The organism is Curtobacterium sp. AC268 (assembly GCF_979258745.1).
In genome coordinates, this window is the sequence record NZ_OZ409878.1 from 1,711,151 (window position 1) to 1,733,963 (window position 22,813).

Below are 22,813 nucleotides of genomic sequence, written 5' to 3' on the forward strand. Positions count from 1 at the left end.
TGCTTGGTTTCTCCGGGTCTCCTGCGGGCGGTACAGTCTGGCCATGGCACGACGGGGTTCGTACGCAAAGGGCATCGCGAAGCGCGAGGAGATCCTCACGGTCGCGCTGGACCTCGTGGCGTCACAGGGCTTCCGGCGGACGAGCATCAAGGACATCGCCGACGCCGTGGAGCTGACCCAGGCCGGCCTGCTGCACTACTTCGACTCGAAGGACGAGCTCTGGGTCGAGATCCTCCGCCGCCGCGACGAGCTCGACCTCGCGCACGACTGGCAGGCCGCGGACCCGGCAGCCCTGCTCGCCGCGATCGTGCGGCACAACGCCGAGGTCCCGGGCCTGGTGCAGATGTTCGTCAACCTGTCCGCCGCGGCCGCCACCGACGCCGAGCACCCGGCGCACGAGTACTTCCGCGAGCGCTACGACCGCAGCCGCCGCGACCTGTCCGCCGACTTCCGGGCCATGCAGCAGGACGGCCGACTGCGCACCGACATCGACCCCGACGAACTGACCAGCGTCCTGCTCGCGGTGTCCGACGGCATGCAGATCCAGTGGCTCTTCGACCCCACCCGCGACATGGCCGAGCACGTCGAACTCGTCGCCCGCCTCGCGATCGCCCAGGTCACCCCCACCGCCTGACCACCGCCCCCGACGCTCCGGGGTACGGACAGGGCCTGGTCGCGTCAGGTGCGGCGGGGCAGGATGGTCGTTGCCCGCCAGGGTGTGTTCCGACGACGATGTGGAGTGACGCGATGACGCGTGTAGTGGTGACCGGTGGCAGCGGCAAGCTCGGACGAGCGGTGGTGCGCGACCTCGATGCGCACGGGTACGACGTGGTCCTGCTCGACCGTGTCCCCTCGCCCGACAAGCCCGAGCGAGTCCCGTTCGTGCGGATCGACCTGACCGATCACGGCCAGGTCCTGAACGCGCTGCTCGGCATCGACGATCGGTACGACCACGTCGACGCCGTCGTGCACCTCGCGGCGGTGCCGGCCCCGGGGCAGGTCCCCGACGTGGCCCTCATCACGAACAACGTGACCTCGTCGATCAACGTCTTCCACGCCGCACGTGCCGCGAAGATCAAGAACGTCGTGTGGGCGTCGAGCGAGACCCTGCTCGGCATCCCGATGGGCGAGCACCACCCGCCCTACCTGCCGGTCGACGAGGAGTTCGCGGTCCGCCCGCAGTCGTCGTACTCCCTCGGCAAGGCGGTCGAGGAGGAGATGGCCCGCCACTTCACCCGCTGGGACCCGGAACTGAAGATGATCGGCCTGCGCTTCTCGAACGTGATGGACGAGACCGACTACCCGGCGTTCCCGTGGGACGCCACCCCCGAGGCGAAGACGTTCAACCTGTGGTCGTACATCGACTCCCGCGACGGGGCCCAGGCCGTCCGCCGGGCACTCGAGGCCGACCTCACCGGGTTCGAGGCGTTCGTCATCGCGAGCCCCGACACGGTGATGGACACCCCGACGATCGAGCTCGTCGAACGCTTCGTGCCGGACATCGAGCGCCGCGCGGACATCGACGGCGTCAGCTCGCTGCTGTCGTCGGAGAAGGCCCGCGAACTCCTCGGCTACACGCCCGAGCACAGCTGGCGCGACCACCGCGCCTGATCGTCAGGCGGCGGGGACGAGCAGCCCGTCGAGCACCAGGTCGCGCGCCGCCGGCAGCAGGTCGGCGGCGAGCGCCTGCTCGTCCACGCCGGTGATCTGCGCGAGCGCGCCGATGATCGCGGCCACGGACAGGTCGCCGTCGCACGCACCCACGAACGCCGCGAGTGCGGTGTCCGCGTCCACCCGGCGCCCGAGCCCGCCACCCTGCACCAGGGTCATCACGGTGGGGTCGTCGTTGCCCGGCCAGTAGTACCGCTCCTCGGTGACGTCACCGGCCACCGACAGGTGGGCGGCGGCGAGCGCGGCGTCGTCGTGCACGGCGAGCCAGGCGGCCGCGTCGAGGACGCGGGCGACCGTCGCGCCGAGACCCGCGGGGTTGGAGCCGAGCGTCTCGGGGACGCGCTCGAACCGGCGGAGGCCGGACGGGCCTCCCGGCAGGGGTCGACGCACCACGACGTAGCCGAAGCCGACGCCGGTGACGCGACGGTCCGCGAAGTCGTCGAGCCAGGCGCTCATCAGGGTGTCGAACTCGGCTGTGCCGGGCTTCGTCCCGCCGTCGCGGATCCAGGTCTCGGCGTAGGACGTCGGGTCCTGCCGCTCGCGCTCGATCACCCACACGTCGAGGTCGGTGTCGGCGAACCAGGCGCGCACGCGGTCCAGGCCGTCGACGCCCCAGTGGTACTCCCAGTTGCCGAGGAGCTGAGCGGTGCCACCGGGCTCCAGGTGGGCCTCGAGGCCGCGCAGCACCGTCTCGACCAGGGCGTCGCCGACCATGCCGCCGTCGCGGTACTCGTACGACGGGACGCCCTCGCGACGGGGTGTGATGACGAAGGGCGGGTTCGAGACGATCCGGTCGAAGCGCTCCCCCGCGACCGGCTCGAACAGCGAGCCGAACCGGAAGTCGATGCCGTCGATGCCGTTGAGCCGGGCGTTGAACCGGGCGATGTCGAGGGCACGGCGCGAGATGTCGGTGGCGACCACCTGGTCGGCGAAGCGCCGCGCGTGCATGGCCTGGATGCCGCACCCGGTGCCGAGGTCGAGCACACGCTCGACCGGGACGGGCACCTGCAGGCCGCTCAGCGTCGTGGTGGCGCCGCCGATGCCGAGGACGTGCGCCTCGCTGATGGCGTGCCCGAGGGCGAGCTCGCCGAGGTCGGAGACGATCCACCAGCTGCCGGCACCGAGGTCGTCGACGAAGGCGTAGGGGCGCAGGTCGACGGTGGGGTGCACGAGCGCGTCGGCACTTTCGCCTTCGCTGCGCAGCAGACCCGCGGCGATGACGGCGTCGAGCCCGGCGGTCGGGAACGCCGCGGAGGCCTCGGCCCGCGCCACCGGCAGGCCGAGCACGAACAGCGTCGCCAGGGTGCCGAGCGGCGTGGTCTCGCGGGCGGCGAGCGCGCGGAGCGCGGCGACCCGCGAACCGCGGTGCAGCGATGCGGCGGCCTCGGCGCCCCACAGCGAGTCGAGCCGCTCGACGGTGAAGCCGGCCGCCGTCAGGTCGGCGGCGAGCGCCGTGGTGACGGCGGGGTCCGCGACGATCGACGGCAGCGTGTGCACAGCGTCCACGCCGGTGCCCGCGCCGGCGCTCACGAGGCGATCCCCTCGCGCAGCAGCGCCGCTGGGACCTGCCAGTCGAGCACCAGGTCGAGGAGCCCGGGGAACCGCTGCTGCACGTCCTCGACGCGGACGCGGCTGACGCGGGTCAGGCCCTCCAGGTGCTGCTCGAGCAGGCCGGCCTCGCGCAGGACCCGGAAGTGGTGGGTCAGCGTGGACTTCGGCCGGTCGATGCCGACCCAGCCGCAGCTGCGCTCGCCCCCGGCCGCGTCGACCAGGTAGCGGTGCAGGATCGCGAGCCGGATCGGATCACTCAGGGCGTCCATCACGACCGGGAGGTCCATCTCGGCCACGGACGGCTGCGGCAGCCGTTCAGGAGCATCGACGTGCGCGGGCATGGACGGGACGCTACCACCGTTCGGCTTGCTGTACGACTTGCGTCGTACTGTTCGAGTGCGGTACGAATGCAGTCGTACTGCACGGAGATGGAAAGGGGTGCGCATGCACCAGTCAGCTCGTTCGGTCGCCGGGTTCTGGATCCTGGCGGCGATGCTCCTGGTCTCGGTCGCGTCGTCGGCCGTGCCGTCGCCCATCTACCCGGTCTACGCAGCCGAGTGGCACCTCACCCCGCTCATGCTCACCGGGGTCTTCGCCATCTACGTCGCCGGCCTGCTGGCGAGTCTGCTCGTCGCGGGTCGCCTGTCCGACCACGTCGGCCGCAAGCCCGTGCTCGTCGTCGGCGGCCTGGGCGTCGCGCTGTCGCTCGGCCTGTTCGCGATGGCGGACGGGGTCGTCGCGCTCATCATCGACCGGATCGTGCAGGGTGTCTCGGTCGGACTGCTCATCGGGGCCCTCGGTGCGGCCCTCATCGACAACTCCCTCGAACGCCACCCCACCATGGCCGGCGTGCTGAACGGCGTCATCCCGCCGATCGCCCTGGCCACCGGCGCGATGTCGAGCGGCGCGCTGGTGCAGTGGGGTCCGGCGCCGGAGCAGCTCGTCTACCTGCTGTTCGGCGCGCTCCTCGTGCTGCTCGTGCTCGCGCTGTTCGTCGTCCCCGAGCAGGTGCAGCGTCGCCCCGGCGCGCTCCGCTCCCTGCGCCCGACGATCAGCGTGCCGCGGTCCTCACGCCGGCTGTTCCGCGGCGTCGCCGGCTCGCTCGTCGCAAGCTGGGCCCTCGGCGGCATGTTCCTGTCGCTCGTCCCCTCGGCGCTCGGCACGGTGTTCGGCATCACGAACCACTTCGCCGCCGGTGCACTCATCGCCGTGGTCACCGGCGTCGGCGCCCTGACCGGCTTGGCCATCCAGCGGATGGACACCCGTCGCGCGGTCCTGCTCGGACTCGTCGCGCTCGTGCTCGGCCCGATCGTCACCGTGTCGTTCGTGTTCGCACACTCCCTGCCGGGCATGGTCGTCGGCAGCGCCATCGCCGGTGTCGGCTTCGGCGCCGGGTTCCAGGCGCCGCTCCGGATGCTGCTCGCCACCGCTGCCCCGACCCACCGCGCCGGGCTGCTCTCCACGATCTACGTCGTCAGCTACCTGGCGTTCGGGGTGCCCTCGGTCATCGGCGGGCTGCTCGAGCCCTCGGTTGGCCTGGTCCCGGTCATCGCCGGGTACGGCGGCTTCATCGTGCTCGCCGCGGTCGTCGCCCTCGTGCTGCAGCTGTCGTCGAAGGACGCCGCCGAGGTCGAGGAGCACGCCGCCGAGGTCATCGAGCGCACCGCAACAGGCTCGATCCGGGTCGCTTCCGCCGACTAGTGCCGCCGCGCTAGTGGCCCGGTCGCGCCGAGTTCGCACCGCGAGCGCGCGCACGCACCCCGACCGTCCGCGCCGCACCGGTGTGCGCAGCGTCGACGTCGGCTTTGCCCCGGTCGGCGGCATCGCGCAGACGCTTCGGCCCGTGCCGCTTGGCCCAGTCCCAGAAGCGGTGCAGCTGCGCCCGGAGCCAGGTGATGATCCGGTGGAAGAAGTGGAACTCGCTCGCCAGCACCGTCAGGCCGATGAACACCACGAGCCACCCCGGGCCCGGCAGCGGCACCAGGATCAGCCCGACGATGACCACCAGCCCGCCCACCAGACCGACCAGCACCTTGTAGAGCAGGTGCACGTGCGGCCGCGCGTGGATCCAGGCGCGCAGGCGGTGGAACCACTGGAAGCGCTGGCGCGGCGTGCCGTCGGCCCGGGCGTCGCCGGGTCGGTCGTTCGGGTCGCCGTCCATGCCGAAAACGTAGGGCGCGCGGCTGGGAATCAGCGGCGCACGGGGTGGACGCGGGGTGCGCATGCCGGGAGGCGCGTGGCGGGGACGGACCGCGCCTCCAGGCCGTCAGGCGGCACCGATCGCGTGCCCCTCACGCGTGCGCGACGCACGTCGCCGCCCACGGGACGGCGGCCAGCCGGGCCTCCGCGATCGGCTCGCCGCCGACCGTGCACCGACCGTATGTGCCGTCGTCGAGTCGTGCGAGCGCTGCGTCCACCTGGCGGATCCGCAGCTGCGCGCCGTCGCGGACCGCACCGAGCGAGCCGCGTTCCCAGGCCAGGGTCGCACCCTCCGGGTCGTGTTCGTCGTCGGAGTTGGCGTCCTGCCGGGCGTCGCTGACGTCGCGCATGCTCCGCTCGACCTCGGCGAGCAGCCGGACGTTGCGGACGCGTTCGGCCTCGAGCGCGGGGCGGGGGCCCTCCATCCCGGACACGGTAGTCGCGGCGGAATGGCCCCGCCTCCGGATGCGTTCGCATGGACATGACGAAGATCGGGTTCCTGTCGTTCGGACACTGGCGTGACGTGCCGGGGTCGAAGGTGCGCAGTGGGCGGGAGGCCCTGGTGCAGGCGATCGACCTCGCGGTCGCAGCCGAGGAAGCCGGTGTGGACGGCGCCTACTTCCGCGTCCACCACTTCGCGCCGCAGCAGGCCGCACCGTTCCCGCTGCTCTCCGCCATCGCCGCGAAGACCAGCCGGATCGAGATCGGCACCGGCGTCATCGACATGCGCTACGAGAACCCGCTCTACATGGCGGAGGAAGCCGCGGCCACCGACCTGATCTCCGGCGGGCGACTGCAGCTCGGTGTCTCGCGGGGATCACCCGAGACCGCCCTCGCCGGCTACCAGCAGTTCGGCTACGTGCCCGACGCTGCCGACGAGAACGGCGGCGACATGGCCCGTGCGCACACGAACGTGTTCCGTCGCGCGATCGCCGGCGAGCCGATGGCCAACGCCAACCCGCAGATGACCGGTTCGGCCGGGTCGTTGCCGATCTCCCCGCTGTCCGACTCGCTCGGCGACCGCATCTGGTGGGGCGCCGGCACCCGTGCCACCGCGGAGTGGACCGCCGAGCAGGGCATGAACCTGATGTCCTCGACCCTGCTGACCGAGGACACCGGTGTGCCGTTCGACCAGCTGCAGGCCGAGCAGATCGAGCGCTTCCGCCGGGTGTGGTCCGAGTCGGGCTGGGACCGCGAACCGCGCGTCTCGGTCTCGCGGAGCATCATCCCGATCATCGACGACGAGTCGCGCCACTACTTCGGCATCCGTGCGCAGGTCGAGGGGCAGGACCAGGTCGGGCATCTCGACGGCGGGCTGGCCCGGTTCGGCCGGTCCTACATCGGTGAGCCCGAACAGCTCGTCGCGGAACTCGCGGCCGACCAGGCCGTCCGGGCTGCCGACACCGTGCTCGTCACCGTGCCGAACCAGCTCGGCGTGGACTTCAACGCCCGGCTGCTCGCCGCCGTGAAGGACGTGTTCACCGAGGTCGACGCGGAGCCGGTCCCCGCCTGACCCGGCCTCGGGGTCAGCCGTTCGGCCAGAGCAGCCGGAACCGCTCGCACACGACCGGCATGTCCGGCGCGAACCCGCGCGGGTTCTCCGAGTGTCCGCGCCAGAACGCCTCGTGCACCGTCCGCCAGTGCTCGAGCGTCCGGTCCCCTTCGCCCTCGGCCCAGGCGTGGTCCGCACCGACCTGGTCGAACGGCACCACCCGGACCACCGTCGTCTCGATGACGGCACGGGGCGCACCCGAGCCGTCGGTCACGATGCTCAACTCGTCGGCCGCCGGCAGCGCGTCACCGGTCGCCTCGTAGTCCCAGAGCGACGACGCCGTGCCGACCTTGACCCCGTCGAGCACGAGCTGCAGGAGCGCGTCCGCCTGCTCCGGGGTCGCGCCGAAGGACCACGCCTCCGGCACCGCCGTCGGGAGACCCGGACGCTCGCGGCGTCGCGCGGTCCAGAAGTCGTCGAGCGTCGAGGGCACGCCCCGACCGTAGTGCACCGGCCCGGTCCCCCCGTGTGCTGACACCCGGCTGGGGACTGGGGCGAGGCCGACCGCGCTCCTAGGCTCGGGAGCGTCGATCCACCCCGCACCTCGAGGAGCAACCGTGACGCTGCCGGCCGCAGGCTGGTTCCCGGACCCGCAGGACGCCCGTCGTCTGCGCTGGTGGGACGGTCGCACCTGGGGCGCAGCCACGCGGGTCCCCGCGGCCGCTGCTGACCCGGTCACGCCGATCGTCGTCGCACCGGTGGGGCCGTCGTTCTCGGTGCAGACCGCGGCGATCCGGACGGACGCGTGGGCATCGGGCACCGCCGGCGACCGTCGACTCTGCGTGTTCACGGTGCTCGCGGTACTGCTCGCCGTGGTCTCGGTCGTCGCGAACCCATGGGGCCTGGCGGGGCTGCTCGGTGTGGCGTGCGGCGTCATCGGCATCGTCCGTCCCGGTGCCGTCGGCGCCTGGGCGGTCCTGGCGCGGAGCGCTTCGGCGAGCGCCCTCGTCGTCGCGGTGACGACGACCGTCATCGCCGCGTCGGCCCAGTTCCACCTGTTCTGAGGGCGCGGGCCCGCCTACCGCCGCGCCCGCGGGTGTGCCGTCTGGTAGACGTCACGCAGCATGTCCGCCGTGACCATCGTGTAGATCTGCGTCGTGGCGACACTCGCGTGCCCGAGCAACTCCTGCACCACGCGCACATCGGCACCGCCCTCGAGCAGGTGCGTCGCGAACGAGTGCCGGAACGTGTGCGGTGACACGTGCGCCTCCAGGTCGGCGGCAGCAGCGGCAGCCTGGATCACGAGCCAGGCGCTCTGCCGCGACAACCGCGCTCCACGGGCACCGAGGAACAGCGCGGGCGTCGACGGCCCGCGCGCAGCGAACACCGGCCGTGCGCGCACCAGGTAGGCGTCGATCGCGGCCCGGGCGAAGCTGCCGAGCGGCACGATCCGCTGCTTGTTGCCCTTGCCGGTGACCTTCACGACGGAGAGCACGCCGTCGGCGTCCGACAGCGTCGTCACGTCGTCGACCGACAGTCCCACCGCCTCGGAGATCCGCGCACCGGTGGCGTAGAGCAGCTCGAGCAGGGCCTTGTCCCGCAGCTGGACGGGGTCGTCGGCGTCGACGGACACCGCCCCGAGCAGCCGTTCCATGTCCTCGACGGGGATCGCCTTCGGCAGCCGCATCGGGGCCTTCGGCGGCCGGACGGCGGTGCCCGGGTCGAGCGGCAGCCAGCCCTCCCCCGCGGCGAAGGCGGTGAACGAGCGCACTGAACTGAGCATCCGCGCGATCGACCGCGGTGCGAGCGGACCTTCCGGTCGGGTGGCCAGGTGTGTCACGAACCCCGAGACGTCCGCCCGTGCCAACCGTGCCACGTCCAGCAGCGCCGAGGACCCCCCGGCCCGGTCCGCACCGTCAGACTCGACGACCGGAGCGGCCGCCAACCACGACGTGAACACGGCGAGATCACGCCGGTACGCGGACAACGTGTGCTGCGAGAGTCCCCGCTCGATCGCGACGTGCCGCAGGTACGTCTCCGCGGCACGGTCGAGGGGCATCACCTCAGCAGGCTAACCGGCGCGGGGCCACCCGCCGTCAGTGCAACGCCTCGTCCGGCGTGCCCACGCGGAACCCGGTGAACGTCACGGTCAGCCCGGCCCGCGTCGGACCGGCGCACAGCAGCCCCGCGGACACGACGGCGTCCGGGTCGAGGTACGCGACCCGCACCAAGCGGGACTCGTCACCCTCGGCCCACGCCCGGATCGTCACGGCGTCACCATCGCGGCTCGCGCGGACGGTCACCACCCGGCCCACCCACTCCGGTACGGGCGACACCGACCAGTCCGAGAACCCACGTGTCACCACGGCGCCGAGCTGCGGGGCTCCGTCCGAGAACTCCACGCCGGCCTTGATCCAGGTCTGTTCGTCGACGCGCAGGAACACCCCGGCCTGGTCGAACTGCTCGGTGTAGTCGAGCACGAACGACGCCTCGACCGAGAACGGCCCGTCGGTCGGCTGCAGCAGCGCGTGCTCGGAGTCGTGCACGAACCCGTACGAGGTGGTCCGCCAGGCGTCACTGCCTTCGACCGCGGTGACGCGGAACACGTCGCCGTCGAACTCGGCGGCCTCCGGCTCGTGCGTCCACGTCCCCGTGGCGACCAGCTCGCGCAGACCGTCGCCCGCGGACCCGCTCACTTGCCGCGCTGTTCGATGGCCTCGACGGCGAGCGCCGCGACGACGAGGGCCGAGTTGTTCAGCCGACCGCCCAGGATCCCCTCGAGCAGCTCCGCCCGCGGGACCCAGCGCGTCACGATGTCGGCCTCTTCCGCCTCGCGCTCGAACGCGGACTCGGTCGACCGGACGCCGCGCGCCCGGTAGATCTGGATGAACTCGTCGCTGCCACCCGACGACGTGTTGTAGCGGACCAGGGGCTCCCAGGTGTCGGCCTCGAGGTCGGCCTCCTCGCCCAGCTCGCGCTTCGCGGCCGTCAGGTGGTCCTCGCCCTCCATGTCGAGCAGACCGGCGGGCAGCTCCCAGTCGCGCAGCCGCACCGGGTGTCGGTACTGCTGGATGACCAGGACGCGGCCCTCGTCGTCCTCGGCGTACACGGCGACGGCGCCCGTGTGGTCGATGTACTCGCGGACCATCGAGTCGCCGTTGTACGCGACGGTGTCGCGGCGCACGTCCCAGACGGCGCCCTCGTACACGACGGTGGATTCGGTGACCTCGAAGGAGGCGGACTCGTCAGCGATCGGTGCGTCTGTCACGGCTCCATCCAAGCACGCGCGCGCCGGACGCCCCGTCGGAACCAGGTTCCGGACACAGCACCGCGTCGTTCCGTGGTTCCGTGTCCGGAACCAGGTGCCGTGGACGCGCCCCCAGACGGACGGGAGGCGCGGTGCCAGCTGGCACCGCGCCTCCCGTCCGATCGTGGAGACCGGCGCTTACGCGACCTGCTCCTCGGTCTGCGGGTCGAACAGGCTGGACGCCTCGTGGCGCTCGATCGCGGCCGCGACGAGCCCCGCGAACAGCGGGTGCGCATCGGTCGGACGCGAGCGGAGCTCCGGGTGCGCCTGCGTGGCGATGTAGAACGGGTGCACGTCGCGCGGGAGCTCGACGTACTCCACCAGCGTGCCGTCGGGCGACGTGCCCGAGAAGACGAGGCCGGCGTCCGCGATCTGCTCGCGGTACCTGTTGTTCACCTCGTAGCGGTGACGGTGCCGCTCGGAGGCCTCCGGCGCCCCGTACAGCTCCGCCGCCAGCGAGCCTTCGGTGAACGACGCCGGGTACAGGCCCAGGCGCATCGTGCCACCCAGGTCGCCGCCGGCGATGATCTCGACCTGCTCCGCCATCGTCGCGATGACCGGGGTCGAGGTCTCCGGGTCGAACTCGGTGCTCGACGCGTCGGTCAGACCGACCTCGTGGCGGGCGTACTCGATGACCATGCACTGCAGGCCGAGGCACAGGCCGAGCGTCGGGATGCCCTGCTCACGCGCGAACTTGAGCGCGCCGAGCTTGCCCTCGATGCCGCGCACGCCGAACCCACCGGGGATGCAGATGCCGTCGACGTCACCGAGCTGCTTCGCCGCACCCTCGGGCGTGGTGCAGTCGTCGGACACGACCCACTTCAGCGTCACCTTGGCGTCGTGCGCGAAGCCGCCGGCACGGAGCGCCTCGGTGACGGACAGGTAGGCGTCCGGCAGGTCGATGTACTTGCCGACCAGGGCGACCGTGACGGCCTTCTTCGGCTCGTGCACGGCCTTCAGCACCGGGGTCCACGCGGTCCAGTCGACCGGACCGGCGTCGAGCTTGAGCGCATCGACGATGACCTGGTCGAGGCCCTGGTTGTTCAGCAGCGTCGGCAGGTCGTAGATCGAGGGGACGTCAACGGCGTTCACCACGGCGTCCTCGTCGACGTCGCACATGAGCGCGATCTTGCGCTTGTTCGACTCCGACACCGGACGGTCCGACCGCAGCACGAGCGCGTCGGGCTGGATGCCGATCGAGCGGAGCGCGGCGACGGAGTGCTGCGTCGGCTTGGTCTTCTGCTCACCCGAGGCGTTCATGAACGGCACCAGCGAGACGTGCACGAAGAACACGTTGTTGCGGCCGAGCTCGTGCCGCACCTGCCGGGCGGACTCGATGAACGGCTGCGACTCGATGTCGCCGACGGTGCCGCCGACCTCGGTGATGATGACGTCGGGCTGCGGGTCGTTCTGCGCCTGCTCGCGCATCCGGCGCTTGATCTCGTCGGTGATGTGCGGGATGACCTGCACCGTGTCGCCGAGGTACTCGCCGCGACGCTCCTTGGCGATCACCGTCGAGTACACCTGACCGGTCGTGACGTTCGCGGCCTGCGACAGGTTGATGTCGAGGAAGCGCTCGTAGTGCCCGATGTCGAGGTCCGTCTCCGCACCGTCGTCGGTCACGAAGACCTCGCCGTGCTGGAACGGGTTCATGGTGCCCGGGTCCACGTTGAGGTACGGGTCGAGCTTCTGCATGACGACCTTGAGGCCGCGAGCCGTGAGCAGGTTGCCGAGGCTGGCCGCCGTCAGGCCCTTGCCGAGAGACGAGACGACCCCGCCGGTCACGAAGATCTGCTTCGTCACCTTCGGGGTCGAGTTCGAGGAATTGGTACCGCCGCTGAGAGTGTCCGCCACGGGATTCCATCGTACGTCAGAACTGCCGGGAGGCGCGACCTCGGTTCGCCGTGGGCGTTGCGCGGGTGGGTGGCCGGGTCCTCGGGCCGTGGCCGGGTCCGGGTCCGGGTCCCGCCTGCTTGGTCGTCAGGCCCGCTGGCCGGCCACGTCGAGCAGCTCGCGTGCGTGCTCGATGCCGCTGGCGCTGTCACCGAGTCCGGAGAGCAGCCGTGCCATCTCCTGCAACCGGTCCTCGCCCTCGAGCCGGCGCACGCTCGACGACGTGACGGCACCGCTGGCATCCTTCACGACGTTGAGGTGGTTGTTCGCGAAGGCCGCGACCTGGGCCAGGTGCGTGACGACGATGACCTGCGTGCGCTCGGCGAGCTTCGCCAGCCGTCGGCCGATCTCGATCGCCGCCGCCCCACCGACACCCGCGTCGACCTCGTCGAAGACGAACGTCGGCACCGTGGTGCTGCCGGCCATGACGACCTCGATCGCGAGCATCACGCGCGACAGCTCACCGCCGGACGCCCCCTTGCCGATCGGCCGGGGGTCGGTGCCGGAGTGCGGCTGGAGCAGGATCGTCACCTGGTCACGGCCGTGTCGGCGGTACTCGCCGGCGTCGGTGACCTCGACCACCAGGGTCGCACCGCCCATCGCCAGGGTCTTCAGCTCAGCGGTCACGCGCTTCGCCAGGTCGGTCGCGGCCTTGGTGCGCGCCGTGGTGAGCGCGGCGGCGGCGGTCTCGAGCGCCTGCTCGTCCTGCTCGACCGACTGCTGCAACGCCGCGATCCGGTCGTCGTCGCCGTCGAGCTCGAGCAGCCGGTCGCTCGCGCGCTGTCCGTAGGCGATGACGTCGTCCACCGTCTCGCCGTACTTGCGGGTGAGGCCGGCCAGCAGGGCACGGCGTTCGTTGATGAGTTCGAGGTCGTGCCCGGCCTCGGGTTCCAGGGAACCCAGGTAGCTCGAGATGCTCGCCGAGGCCTCGGCCGCCTGGATCCCGAGTTCCGTGAGCTGCTCGAGCACCGGCTGCAGAGCACTGTCCGACGACACGACGCGCTCCACGGCACGGCGTGCGGACTCGACCAGGCCGACGACGTCGGAGACGCCGTCGAGGGACTCGCTGGACAACGCCTCGTGCGCAAGGGCCGCGGACAACCGGAGCTCCTCGAGGTTGCCCAACCGTTCGGCGCGCTCGGCCAGCTCGACGTCCTCGCCGGGCTGCGGGTCGGCGGCCTCGATCTCGTCGGAGGCCGCGCGGATCCGCTCGGCCTCGGCCACCCGGTCGTCCCGGTCGCGGACCAGGACCTCGAGTTCACCGGCGTGCTGCTGCCAGGCGTCGTACGCGGCGACGTACCGGGCGAGGGCCTTCTCGAGCGAGGCTCCCCCGAACCCGTCGAGGGCAGCGCGCTGCGCGGTGGCCGACGTCAGGCGGATCTGGTCCGACTGCCCGTGCACGGTGACGAGCTGGTCGGCGAGCTCGCCGAGCACCGCCACGGGCGCACTGCGACCGCCCACCGTCGCACGGCTGCGCCCCTCGGCGGAGACCGTGCGGGTGAGGATGAGTTCGCCGTCCTCGACGGTGCCGCCGGCGTCCTCGACGCGTTCGGCGACGGCGTCCTGCTCCGGGACGTGCCAGCGACCTTCGACGACGGCGCTCGATGCACCGCGGCGCACCGAACCGGCATCGGCCCGCGCACCGAGCAGCAGCCCGAGCGCCGTGACGATCATGGTCTTGCCCGCACCGGTCTCCCCGGTGACGACGGTGAAGCCCGGCCCGAGTTCGAGCGTGGTCTCACCGATGACACCGAGGTCGCGGATCGCGATCTCCTCGATCATCGGTCGTCCTCCGTGCTCATCGGTCGTCCTCCGTGCTCATCGGTCGTCCTCGTCGCTCTGGGGGCCGCGCCACCCGGCGACGGGCAGCTGGAACTTCGCGACCAGGCGGTCGGTGAACGGAGCGTCCTTGAGTCGGGCGACACGCACCGGGTCGGGCGAACGCCGGACTTCGACACGGGCGCCCGGGGGCAGGTCGTGGGTCCGTCGGCCGTCGCACCAGAGCACGCCGACGCCGCTCGTGCGCCTCAGGACCTCGATCGCGAGCGTGCAGTCCGGCCCGACGACGATCGGACGGGCGAACAGGGCGTGGGCGCTCAGCGGCACCATGAGCAGCGCGTCGACGTCCGGCCACACGATGGGGCCACCGCCGGAGAACGAGTACGCCGTGGAGCCGGTCGGGGTCGACACGACCACGCCGTCGCAGCCGAAGGACGACAGTGGGCGGCCGTCGACCTCGGTCACGACCTCGAGCATCCGCTCCCGAGAAGCCTTCTCGATCGTGGCCTCGTTCAGCGCCCAGCTCGAGTAGACGATCTGGTTGCCCACGACGACGTCGACCTGCAGGGTGACGCGCTCCTCGACGTTGTACTCGCCGGACAGCGCGCGCTCGACCGTCTCGGACAGGCCGTCACGCTCGCTCTCGGCAAGGAACCCGACGTGCCCGAGGTTCACCCCGATGAGCGGAGCGCCGGTGTTCCGCACGAGTTCCGCCGCGCGGAGGATCGTGCCGTCGCCACCGAGCACGATGACGATCTCGAGCTGGTTCGGCTGGACGTCGACGCCGAGGATGTCGACCTTGCCGACCGACGCTTCGGCACGACGGATGTCCGCGTACTCGTCGAAGGGCATGACGGGCGTGAGACCGGCCGCGTGCAGGAGGTCGCAGACCTCGACCGCAGCGTCGATCGAGTCACGGCGACCCGTGTGGGACACGAGCAGGATGTGCCGTTCGTCACTCATGAAGACCCTTCCGTGAGTTCGGTCGCCCGGACTCTCCATTCTGTCGGATTGCCCCCGACACCACGCTGCAAGCGGGCCAGGTACTCGTGGTTGCCGTGCGTCCCGACGATCGGGGACGCGGCGAGCCCACTGGTGCCGAGGCCCAGGTCCCACGCCGCCCACAGCACGTTCATGAGCGCGTCGTTCCGGAGTCCGGCGTCGTGCACGATGCCCTCGCGCACACCGCCACGGCCCACTTCGAACTGGGGCTTCACCAGGAGCACGAACTCGTCCGCGGGAACGGCTTCGGCCAGCGCAGGCAGCACGAGTCGGAGCGAGATGAAGGACAGGTCCCCCACGACCAGGCTCGTCTCGACGGCGGCACCGTCGAGCGCCAGGTAGTCGGCGCGCGTGAGGTTCCGCGCGTTCGTCCCCTCGACCACGGCCACGCGTTCGTCGAGTGCGATGGTGGGGTGCAGCTGCCCGTGGCCCACGTCGAGCGCGATGACGCGGCGCGCTCCGCGCGCGAGCAGCACCTGGGTGAACCCGCCGGTGCTCGCACCCACGTCGAGCACGACCCGGTCGGCGGGGTCGACGTCGAACGCGTCGAGTGCGCCGACGAGCTTCCGGGCCGCACGCGAGACCCATTCGTCCGCGGCGTCGACCTCGATGTCCGCGTCGGACGCGATCGGCGTCGACGGTTTCAGGACGGCACGGCCGCCCACGAGCACCCGGCCGTCCTGGATCAGCTTGCTGGCGACGGTGCGCGACCGTGCGAGCCCGCGTGCGGCGAGGAGGGCGTCGAGGCGGACCGGGGTCGCGTCGTGCACGGCTCCGTCCGGCTCAGGCACTCGCGGAGCCGCCGCTCTCGAGCCGCGTCCGCAGCTCGTCGTGCAGGGCGGAGAAGGCGTCGGCACGGTCAGCGAGCGGTAGGGCCTCGGCCTCGGCTGTGCGCGCGGCGAAGGCGTCCTGCTGCTCGGGATCGGCGGACGGCTGCTCAGGGTTCGGCACGTCCGACACGCTACTCGCCGCCGTACAGCTGCGGGTCCACGTCGAGGCCGTAGATGGCCAACCCGGATTCCCAGATGAGCGTCGAGCCGGCACGGAGCCGATCGATGTCCGTCCCGGCATCGAGCACCCGGACGACGTGCCCGCGCATGGCCACCGTCGAGGTACCGACGGTCGCGTACCGGGTGCCGTCCTCGTCCTCGCGCCGCGCCGTCTCCGGGTAGGGCTGGGACAGCCCCCGGAGGTCTTCGAGTACGTAGGTGGGACGCGACCGCTGGTCGGCCGCGAGCACCTGCTTCGCCTTGTCGATGCCGGTGAGCACGAGCACGCTCGGGATACCGGCGTCGTTCGCGCCCTTGATGTCGGTGTCCAACCGGTCCCCGATGAACAGGGTCCGACCGCCACCGAAGCGCTCGACGGCCGTGTCGAAGATCGGCCGCTCGGGCTTGCCGGCGACCACGGGCATCCGGCCGACCGCCTGGTGCACGGCGGACACGAGCGTGCCGTTGCCGGGCGCGATGCCCCGCTCGACCGGGATCGACCAGTCCATGTTCGTGGCCACCCACGGCACGTCCGGGTCCGCCAGTGCGAACGAGGCCTCGGCCAGTTCCTTCCAACCGAGGTCCGGCGAGAAGCCCTGGATGACCGCGGCCGGGGAGTCCTCGGCACTCGAGGTGACCGTGAACCCGGCTGCCTCGACGATGCTCGACAGGCCGAGCCCGCCGGTGACCAGGACGGTCGACCCGGCCGGCACCAGGGTCGCGAGCAGCTGGACGCCGGCCTGCGACGAGGTCACGACGTCACCCTCGGACACCTCGAGCCCGTAGCGCTCGAGGTGCTCGGCGACGTCGATCGGGCGGCGCGACGCGTTGTTCGTGATGTAACCGACCCGCGCCGTGAGCGATGCCCGGGTCAGGGCCTCGACCGCGTGCGGGATGGCGTTGCGGCCCCGGTAGACGACGCCGTCGAGGTCGGTGAGGACCACGTCGACGCCGTCGGTCAGGGCCGCCGAGTGCTCAGTCGGCTGCGGAGCCGTCGACGTCGCGGGGGTTGTCGTCGTCGATCTCGCCGGGCTCGTCGGCTGCGGAGGTGTCGTCGTCGAGGTCGTCGAGGGCGGGTTCGTCGTCGAGGTCGCCGTCGAGGTCGTCGGCGGATTCGTCGTCGCCGTCGAGTTCGTCGGTCGCGACGTCGTCGGCTCCGAGGTCATCGGCGTCGTCGTCTCCGGCGTCTCCGTGTTCTTCGACTTCGAGCGTTTCCTCGACCACATCAACTGTCTCCCAAGCGTTGTCGTCCGCGATTTCGGCGAGGGCCGCTGCCGCGCGGTCCACACGGGCCCACCACTCGTCGGCCTCGTCCTGTCGACCGAGCTCCTCGAGCGTGGCCGCGTAAGCACTGTAGAGCGCCGGGGACCACGTGTAGGCGGTGGACGGGTCGAGCTGTGGAATCTCCAGCTCACCGAGGGCGGCTGTGGGGTTCCCGAGGTCGAGACGAGCGCCGGACATGGCGATCGCGAGCTCGACCTGCACCGGGGTGTCGAGGGCCGAGCGCTCGACCGAGCGACCGAGCTCCAGTGCCCGCTCCGGACGGCCCAGGCCACGCTCGCAGTCCACCATCATCGGCAGCTGGTCGTTGCGACCGGAGATCCGACGGTAGGTGCGGAGCTCCCGGAGCGCGGTGGCGAAGTCGCCGAGGCGGTACGCGGTGATCGCGGCCGTCTCCCGGACGACACCGACACGACCGGCACGACGAGCAGCGCTGAGGGCGTGCTGGTTGGCCGCCTCGGGGTCGTCGTCGACGAAGAGCGCAGCTGCCACGAGGTGACGCGCAACCCAGTCGGCGTTGTCCTTGCTGAGGGTCTTCAGCTCCATCCGGGCCGCGGGGTCGAGGTCGCGTGCCTGGATCTCCTCGGGGATCTCCGGGTCGTCGTGGCGCGGACGGATCGACTTCGTGCCGTACGGGTCGCGGTCTTCCCAGTCGTCGCGCGCGGCCTCACCGAAACGGGCGCCGGCGTGACGGCTGCCGTCACCGAAACGACGACGGTCCTCACCGCCGTCGCGGGCCGGGCGGTCTGACGAACCGCCGCGGAACGGACGGTCGGACGAACCACCACGGGCCGGACGGTCGGAGGAACCACCACGGTAGGGGCGGTCGCCGTCACGAGCGGGACGATCCGAGCCACCACGGTACGGGCGGTCCCCATCACGGGCGGGACGATCCGAACCACCGCGGTACGGGCGGTCGCCATCTCGAGCGGGACGATCCGAACCACCACGGTACGGACGGTCGCCATCTCGAGCGGGACGATCCGAACCACCACGGTACGGACGGTCGCCGTCACGCCGCGGCCGGTCCGACGATCCGCCACGGTACGGGCGATCGCCATCACGAGCGGGACGGTCCGACGATCCGCCACGGTACGGGCGATCGCCATCACGAGCGGGACGGTCCGACGAGCCGCCACGGTACGGGCGATCGCCATCACGAGCCGGACGGTCCGAACGACCCTGGAACGGGCGGTCACCGTCACGACGCGGACGGTCAGAGCTCCCACCACGGAACGGACGGTCCCCGTCACGAGCCGGGCGGTCGGAGCCACCACGGAACGGACGATCGGCACCGCGCGGACCATCGCCGCGCGGCGGCCGGCCGGAGTCACCACGGTCGCCCTGCCACGACGGACGGTCGTTCCGGTCGCCGGAACGGAACGGACGGTCGCCGTCGCGACGCGGAGCGCTGTCCCGTCGAGGTGCGCCGTCGCGGAACGGGCGGTCTCCACCCTGCGGACGATCACGACGGTCGCCCTCGCGGCGCTCGAACTCGCGAGGACCGGACGACCAACGACCATCACTCTGGCCGTCCCGACGCGGAGCGCCGTCGCGACGCGGGAAACGGTCGCCGTCCCGCCGGGGTCGATCTCCGCGGTCCCCGTCGTTCCGCCGCTGATCGTCGTCGTTCGCCACCGTTGCTCCTCATCGCGTGCCCGGTGCAGTGCCTCGGGCGTTCGTCCGCTGTGTCGTTGTGTTGGGTGCCGCGTCGGCCACCCGACGTCGGCCTCCAGTCCATCACGAACCAGAGCCGGCGTCGAGCGAACGGCGGCGAAAACAGAAATGGCCACCGGCCCCGACCGAGAACGAGGGTTTCCCCTGCGAATTCTCGATGGAGGGCCGATGGCCACATCTTTCATACGTTAAGTCCGGCGGCGTCCTACTCTCCCACAAGGTCCCCCTTGCAGTACCATCGGCGCTGAGAGGCTTAGCTTCCGGGTTCGGAATGTGACCGGGCGTTTCCCTCTCGCTATGACCACCGGAACACTCTCGACCAGATCATACTTGGTCTCAAAGCTGTCCCGACTGCTGCCCCCGGTGAAGAGGGCAGAGCGGTGTATTCAGTTTCGATTCCCGATCGTCTGTCGGGAACCACAAAGTGGACGCGAGCCCGTGCAACAAGTGCACGGAAATCAGTGTGTTATCAAGTCTTCGGCTTATTAGTACCGGTCAGCTCCACGGGTCGTTAGTCCCCGCTTCCACATCCGGCCTATCAACCCAGTAGTCTGCTGGGAGCCTCTCACACTCAAGGTGCATGGAAATCTCATCTCGAAGACGGCTTCCCGCTTAGATGCTTTCAGCGGTTATCCGGTCCGAACGTAGCTAATCAGCGGTGCCCTTGGCAGAACAACTGACACACCAGAGGTTCGTCCATCCCGGTCCTCTCGTACTAGGGATAGATCTTCTCAAATTTCCAACGCGCGCAGCGGATAGGGACCGAACTGTCTCACGACGTTCTAAACCCAGCTCGCGTACCGCTTTAATGGGCGAACAGCCCAACCCTTGGGACCTACTCCAGCCCCAGGATGCGACGAGCCGACATCGAGGTGCCAAACCATGCCGTCGATATGGACTCTTGGGCAAGATCAGCCTGTTATCCCCGAGGTACCTTTTATCCGTTGAGCGACAGCGCTTCCACAAGCCACTGCCGGATCACTAGTCCCGACTTTCGTCCCTGCTCGACCTGTCAGTCTCACAGTCAAGCTCCCTTGTGCACTTACACTCGCCACCTGATTGCCAACCAGGTTGAGGGAACCTTTGGGCGCCTCCGTTACTCTTTGGGAGGCAACCGCCCCAGTTAAACTACCCATCAGGCACTGTCCATGAACCCGATCAGGGTCCTACGTTAGACATCCAAAGTGACCAGAGTGGTATTTCAACAATGACTCCACGAACACTAGCGTGCCCGCTTCACAGTCTCCCACCTATCCTACACAAGCCACTCCGAACACCAATACCAAACTGTAGTAAAGGTCACGGGGTCTTTCCGTCCTGCTGCGCGTAACGAGCATCTTTACTCGTAGTGCAATTTCGCCGAGTTCGCGGTTGAGACAGCTGGGAAGTCGTTACGCCATTCGTGCAGGTCGGAACTTACCCGACAAGGAATTTCGCTACCTTAGGATGGTTATAGTTACCACCGCCGTTTACTGGGGCTTAAATTCAGAGCTTCGCCCAAAGGCTAACCCTTCCTCTTAACCTTCCAGCACCGGGCAGGCGTCAGTCCGTATACATCGTCTTGCGACTTCGCACGGACCTGTGTTTTTAGTAAACAGTCGCTTCCCACTGGTCTCTGCGGCCTTCAACGCTCACGGAGTAAATCCGGTCACGTGTCCGGCCCCCCTTCTCCCGAAGTTACGGGGGCATTTTGCCGAGTTCCTTAACCACGATTCTCTCGATCTCCTTGGTATTCTCTACCTGACCACCTGAGTCGGTTTCGGGTACGGGCGGCTGCAACCTCGCGTCGATGCTTTTCTCGGCAGCATAGGATCACTGATTTCCCCTTACGGGTACGCGTCGGATCTCAGGCACACAGACGACGGATTTGCCTATCGTCAGCCCTACATCCTTACACCAGGTTCACCTTACGGATACCATCGCCTGGCTCAGCTACCTTCCTGCGTCACACCTGTTCATACGCTAACCGCACCAGCATGGGGTCGAGCGTTAGACCGGCCACCATCACCCCGAAGGGATCCGGTTGTACCGGGTTAGGACTCTTAGCACCACTGGATTAGCTTGGGCGGTTGTTCGCCGGTACGGGAATATCAACCCGTTGTCCATCGACTACGCCTGTCGGCCTCGCCTTAGGTCCCGACTTACCCAGGGCGGATTAACCTGGCCCTGGAACCCTTGGTCTTTCGGAGGACGGGTTTCTCACCCGTCTTTCGCTACTCATGCCTGCATTCTCACTCGTGTAGCGTCCACGGCTGGATCACTCCGCCGCTTCACTCGCCACACGACGCTCTCCTACCACTCCGCACGACTGAACCACGAAGGCTTGTCTATAGTGCGAAATCTACAACTTCGGTGGTGTGCTTGAGCCCCGTTACATTGTCGGCGCGGAATCACTTGACCAGTGAGCTATTACGCACTCTTTCAAGGGTGGCTGCTTCTAAGCCAACCTCCTGGTTGTCTGTGCAACTCCACATCCTTTCCCACTTAGCACACGCTTAGGGACCTTAGTTGGTAGTCTGGGTTGTTTCCCTCTCGACGATGAAGCTTATCCCCCACCGTCTCACTGCTGCGCTCTCACTCACCGGCATTCGGAGTTTGGCTGACGTCAGTAACCTGTTGAGGCCCATCGGCCATCCAGTAGCTCTACCTCCGGCGAGAAACACGCAACGCTGCACCTAAATGCATTTCGGAGAGAACCAGCTATCACGAAGTTTGATTGGCCTTTCACCCCTATCCACAGCTCATCCCCTCCATTTTCAACTGAAGTGGGTTCGGTCCTCCACGACGTCTTACCGTCGCTTCAACCTGGCCATGGATAGATCACTTCGCTTCGGGTCTAGAACATGCGACTCAAACGCCCTATTCAGACTCGCTTTCGCTACGGCTGCCCCTCACGGGTTAACCTCGCCACATATCACTAACTCGCAGGCTCATTCTTCAAAAGGCACGCCGTCACCCCTACTAAGGAGGCTCCGACGGTTTGTAAGCAAACGGTTTCAGGTACTATTTCACTCCCCTCCCGGGGTACTTTTCACCTTTCCCTCACGGTACTTGTCCGCTATCGGTCATCTGGGAGTATTTAGGCTTATCAGGTGGTCCTGACAGATTCACACGGGATTTCTCGGGCCCCGTGCTACTTGGGATACACATCCGGCCATAACACCATTTCGTCTACGGGGCTGGCACCCACTACGGCCCGGCTTTCAAACCGGTTCGACTATGATGCGCTGTAACCGTCCCAGTCCGGCAGAACTGAGTGACGTGTCCCACAACCCCGACCATGCAACGCCCGCCGGCTATCACACATGATCGGTTTAGCCTCATCCGCTTTCGCTCGCCACTACTCACGGAATCACATGTTGTTTTCTCTTCCTGTGGGTACTGAGATGTTTCACTTCCCCACGTTCCCTCTACCCGCCCTATATATTCAGGCGGGAGTCACCAGGTCGCAAAACGCCTGGCGGGGTTTCCCCATTCGGAAATCCTCGGATCGAGGCTCGATTATCAGCTCCCCGAGGCTTATCGCAGATTTCTACGTCCTTCATCGGCTCCAGATGCCAAGGCATCCACCGTTTGCTCTTAGAAACTTGACCACAAAGATTAAAATTGCGATCCAACGTCACCACACCAACCCGAAGGCTGATCATGGATGACGCGAATCAAAGATGCTCGCGTCCACTGTGTAGTTCTCAACATACGATCGGCACCAGCACTCCCCCACCACAACGGTAGGTTCACCCTGGCCCGACGAAGGACCCGTAGGCCCAACCCCCACCACCACTCACGTGACGACAGGAAGCCTGGTCCCTCAGGACCCAACAACGTGCACCAGCCAGTCACTCCACCCCCGACCCGTCCCAACCCTGCAAGCAGAGCGTACTGAGGTCGGAAGCATCACTCCCAACTGCACTGTCAATGTTCCACCCATGAGCTACCCGTCGGACACGTTCGGTCCGAATCAGGCGCCTGGAC

At 69.0% G+C, this 22,813-nt stretch carries 21 protein-coding genes and 2 rRNA genes; 5 read left to right on the forward strand and 18 right to left on the reverse strand.

What is annotated here, in order from left to right:
- Nucleotides 1-43: 43 nt before the first annotated feature.
- Both ACZZ9K_RS08055 and ACZZ9K_RS08060 read left to right on the forward strand, forming a co-directional pair.
- The gene (locus ACZZ9K_RS08055; RefSeq protein WP_027465935.1) at nucleotides 44-634 is read left to right on the forward strand and encodes a TetR/AcrR family transcriptional regulator; all 591 of its coding nucleotides are present in this window, start codon (nucleotides 44-46) and stop codon (nucleotides 632-634) included.
- Nucleotides 635-747: 113 nt separating this feature from the next.
- On the forward strand, nucleotides 748-1,611 hold the full coding sequence (locus tag ACZZ9K_RS08060; RefSeq protein ID WP_071245140.1) for an NAD-dependent epimerase/dehydratase family protein: 864 nt from the start codon (nucleotides 748-750) through the stop codon (nucleotides 1,609-1,611).
- A gap of 3 nt (nucleotides 1,612-1,614) precedes the next feature.
- On the opposite strand, the gene ACZZ9K_RS08065 is transcribed toward ACZZ9K_RS08060, so the two are convergent.
- Nucleotides 1,615-3,201, reverse strand: coding sequence for a DUF7059 domain-containing protein (locus ACZZ9K_RS08065; RefSeq protein ID WP_463443787.1), 1,587 nt, complete (start codon nucleotides 3,199-3,201; stop codon nucleotides 1,615-1,617).
- On the reverse strand, nucleotides 3,198-3,563 hold the full coding sequence (locus tag ACZZ9K_RS08070; RefSeq protein WP_071245119.1) for an ArsR/SmtB family transcription factor: 366 nt from the start codon (nucleotides 3,561-3,563) through the stop codon (nucleotides 3,198-3,200). The genes ACZZ9K_RS08065 and ACZZ9K_RS08070 overlap by 4 nt, the downstream gene beginning before the upstream one ends.
- A 103-nt stretch (nucleotides 3,564-3,666) precedes the next feature.
- On the opposite strand from ACZZ9K_RS08070, the gene ACZZ9K_RS08075 reads away from it, so the two are divergent.
- Entirely contained in the window at nucleotides 3,667-4,923 is a 1,257-nt protein-coding gene (locus tag ACZZ9K_RS08075; RefSeq protein WP_463443788.1) for an MFS transporter, read from the forward strand.
- A 10-nt stretch (nucleotides 4,924-4,933) separates the two neighbouring features.
- Here ACZZ9K_RS08075 and ACZZ9K_RS08080 read toward each other — a convergent pair whose 3' ends face one another.
- Together ACZZ9K_RS08080 and ACZZ9K_RS08085 are read right to left on the reverse strand one after the other, a co-directional pair.
- Nucleotides 4,934-5,383 carry a TIGR02611 family protein gene (locus ACZZ9K_RS08080; RefSeq protein ID WP_138801897.1) on the reverse strand — a complete coding sequence of 150 codons (450 nt, stop codon included), beginning with the start codon at nucleotides 5,381-5,383 and terminating at the stop codon, nucleotides 4,934-4,936.
- Between the two features lie 130 nt (nucleotides 5,384-5,513).
- A complete protein-coding gene (locus ACZZ9K_RS08085; protein WP_463443789.1) occupies nucleotides 5,514-5,846 on the reverse strand; it encodes a TraR/DksA family transcriptional regulator in 333 nt (110 codons plus the stop codon).
- Between the two features lie 50 nt (nucleotides 5,847-5,896).
- Here ACZZ9K_RS08085 and ACZZ9K_RS08090 point away from each other — a divergent pair, with 50 nt between their 5' ends.
- Nucleotides 5,897-6,934 (forward strand): LLM class flavin-dependent oxidoreductase, encoded by a 1,038-nt coding sequence (locus tag ACZZ9K_RS08090; RefSeq protein WP_463443790.1) that lies wholly within the window; start codon nucleotides 5,897-5,899, stop codon nucleotides 6,932-6,934.
- 13 nt (nucleotides 6,935-6,947) lie between these two features.
- Here ACZZ9K_RS08090 and ACZZ9K_RS08095 read toward each other — a convergent pair whose 3' ends face one another.
- Nucleotides 6,948-7,406 carry an ASCH domain-containing protein gene (locus ACZZ9K_RS08095; protein ID WP_463443791.1) on the reverse strand — a complete coding sequence of 153 codons (459 nt, stop codon included), beginning with the start codon at nucleotides 7,404-7,406 and terminating at the stop codon, nucleotides 6,948-6,950.
- A gap of 124 nt (nucleotides 7,407-7,530) precedes the next feature.
- On the opposite strand from ACZZ9K_RS08095, the gene ACZZ9K_RS08100 reads away from it, so the two are divergent.
- Nucleotides 7,531-7,977 carry a DUF2510 domain-containing protein gene (locus ACZZ9K_RS08100; protein ID WP_214521907.1) on the forward strand — a complete coding sequence of 149 codons (447 nt, stop codon included), beginning with the start codon at nucleotides 7,531-7,533 and terminating at the stop codon, nucleotides 7,975-7,977.
- A gap of 14 nt (nucleotides 7,978-7,991) precedes the next feature.
- Here the strand turns inward: ACZZ9K_RS08100 and ACZZ9K_RS08105 are convergent, their stop codons facing one another.
- The 13 genes from ACZZ9K_RS08105 to ACZZ9K_RS08165 all read right to left on the reverse strand — a co-directional run bounded on the left by ACZZ9K_RS08105 (nucleotide 7,992) and on the right by ACZZ9K_RS08165 (nucleotide 22,434).
- On the reverse strand, nucleotides 7,992-8,972 hold the full coding sequence (locus ACZZ9K_RS08105) for a site-specific tyrosine recombinase XerD (RefSeq protein ID WP_463443792.1): 981 nt from the start codon (nucleotides 8,970-8,972) through the stop codon (nucleotides 7,992-7,994).
- Nucleotides 8,973-9,009: 37 nt separating this feature from the next.
- Nucleotides 9,010-9,609: a DUF1349 domain-containing protein gene (locus tag ACZZ9K_RS08110; RefSeq protein ID WP_463443793.1), complete on the reverse strand. Its 600-nt coding sequence runs from the start codon at nucleotides 9,607-9,609 to the stop codon at nucleotides 9,010-9,012.
- The gene (locus ACZZ9K_RS08115) at nucleotides 9,606-10,181 is read right to left on the reverse strand and encodes an NUDIX domain-containing protein (RefSeq protein ID WP_111055212.1); all 576 of its coding nucleotides are present in this window, start codon (nucleotides 10,179-10,181) and stop codon (nucleotides 9,606-9,608) included. Before ACZZ9K_RS08115 ends, ACZZ9K_RS08110 begins: the two co-directional genes overlap by 4 nt.
- 177 nt (nucleotides 10,182-10,358) lie before the next feature.
- Nucleotides 10,359-12,074, reverse strand: coding sequence for a CTP synthase (locus ACZZ9K_RS08120; protein ID WP_463443794.1), 1,716 nt, complete (start codon nucleotides 12,072-12,074; stop codon nucleotides 10,359-10,361).
- Nucleotides 12,075-12,200: 126 nt separating this feature from the next.
- Nucleotides 12,201-13,895 carry a DNA repair protein RecN gene (gene recN / locus ACZZ9K_RS08125; RefSeq protein ID WP_071245130.1) on the reverse strand — a complete coding sequence of 565 codons (1,695 nt, stop codon included), beginning with the start codon at nucleotides 13,893-13,895 and terminating at the stop codon, nucleotides 12,201-12,203.
- Nucleotides 13,896-13,931: 36 nt separating this feature from the next.
- Entirely contained in the window at nucleotides 13,932-14,855 is a 924-nt protein-coding gene (locus tag ACZZ9K_RS08130; RefSeq protein ID WP_071245131.1) for an NAD kinase, read from the reverse strand.
- Complete coding sequence (locus ACZZ9K_RS08135; protein ID WP_463443795.1) at nucleotides 14,852-15,685, reverse strand: TlyA family RNA methyltransferase; 834 nt, start codon at nucleotides 15,683-15,685, stop codon at nucleotides 14,852-14,854. The genes ACZZ9K_RS08130 and ACZZ9K_RS08135 overlap by 4 nt, the downstream gene beginning before the upstream one ends.
- Nucleotides 15,678-15,845, reverse strand: a complete 168-nt coding sequence (locus tag ACZZ9K_RS08140) for a hypothetical protein (protein ID WP_155896846.1) — start codon at nucleotides 15,843-15,845, stop codon at nucleotides 15,678-15,680. Before ACZZ9K_RS08140 ends, ACZZ9K_RS08135 begins: the two co-directional genes overlap by 8 nt.
- Before the next feature lie 10 nt (nucleotides 15,846-15,855).
- Nucleotides 15,856-16,827 carry an HAD-IIA family hydrolase gene (locus ACZZ9K_RS08145; RefSeq protein WP_463443796.1) on the reverse strand — a complete coding sequence of 324 codons (972 nt, stop codon included), beginning with the start codon at nucleotides 16,825-16,827 and terminating at the stop codon, nucleotides 15,856-15,858.
- 31 nt (nucleotides 16,828-16,858) lie between these two features.
- Entirely contained in the window at nucleotides 16,859-17,710 is an 852-nt protein-coding gene (locus ACZZ9K_RS08150; protein WP_463443797.1) for a hypothetical protein, read from the reverse strand.
- Nucleotides 17,701-19,017, reverse strand: a complete 1,317-nt coding sequence (locus tag ACZZ9K_RS08155) for a hypothetical protein (RefSeq protein ID WP_463443798.1) — start codon at nucleotides 19,015-19,017, stop codon at nucleotides 17,701-17,703. The genes ACZZ9K_RS08150 and ACZZ9K_RS08155 overlap by 10 nt, the downstream gene beginning before the upstream one ends.
- 16 nt (nucleotides 19,018-19,033) lie before the next feature.
- Nucleotides 19,034-19,150: ribosomal RNA gene (gene rrf / locus ACZZ9K_RS08160) — 5S ribosomal RNA — on the reverse strand.
- Between the two features lie 156 nt (nucleotides 19,151-19,306).
- Nucleotides 19,307-22,434: ribosomal RNA gene (locus ACZZ9K_RS08165) — 23S ribosomal RNA — on the reverse strand.
- Between the last annotated feature and the right edge of the window lie 379 nt (nucleotides 22,435-22,813).

Coding starts and splice junctions, on each gene's coding strand:
- ACZZ9K_RS08060 (WP_071245140.1), top strand. CDS start 748: ATGACGCGTGTAGTGGTGACCGGTGGCAGCGGCAAGCTCGGACGAGCG.
- ACZZ9K_RS08150 (WP_463443797.1), bottom strand. CDS start 17,710: ATGGAGCTGAAGACCCTCAGCAAGGACAACGCCGACTGGGTTGCGCGT.
- ACZZ9K_RS08105 (WP_463443792.1), bottom strand. CDS start 8,972: ATGCCCCTCGACCGTGCCGCGGAGACGTACCTGCGGCACGTCGCGATC.
- ACZZ9K_RS08080 (WP_138801897.1), bottom strand. CDS start 5,383: ATGGACGGCGACCCGAACGACCGACCCGGCGACGCCCGGGCCGACGGC.
- ACZZ9K_RS08085 (WP_463443789.1), bottom strand. CDS start 5,846: ATGGAGGGCCCCCGCCCCGCGCTCGAGGCCGAACGCGTCCGCAACGTC.
- ACZZ9K_RS08055 (WP_027465935.1), top strand. CDS start 44: ATGGCACGACGGGGTTCGTACGCAAAGGGCATCGCGAAGCGCGAGGAG.
- ACZZ9K_RS08090 (WP_463443790.1), top strand. CDS start 5,897: ATGGACATGACGAAGATCGGGTTCCTGTCGTTCGGACACTGGCGTGAC.
- recN (WP_071245130.1), bottom strand. CDS start 13,895: ATGATCGAGGAGATCGCGATCCGCGACCTCGGTGTCATCGGTGAGACC.
- ACZZ9K_RS08070 (WP_071245119.1), bottom strand. CDS start 3,563: ATGCCCGCGCACGTCGATGCTCCTGAACGGCTGCCGCAGCCGTCCGTG.
- ACZZ9K_RS08130 (WP_071245131.1), bottom strand. CDS start 14,855: ATGAGTGACGAACGGCACATCCTGCTCGTGTCCCACACGGGTCGCCGT.
- ACZZ9K_RS08075 (WP_463443788.1), top strand. CDS start 3,667: ATGCACCAGTCAGCTCGTTCGGTCGCCGGGTTCTGGATCCTGGCGGCG.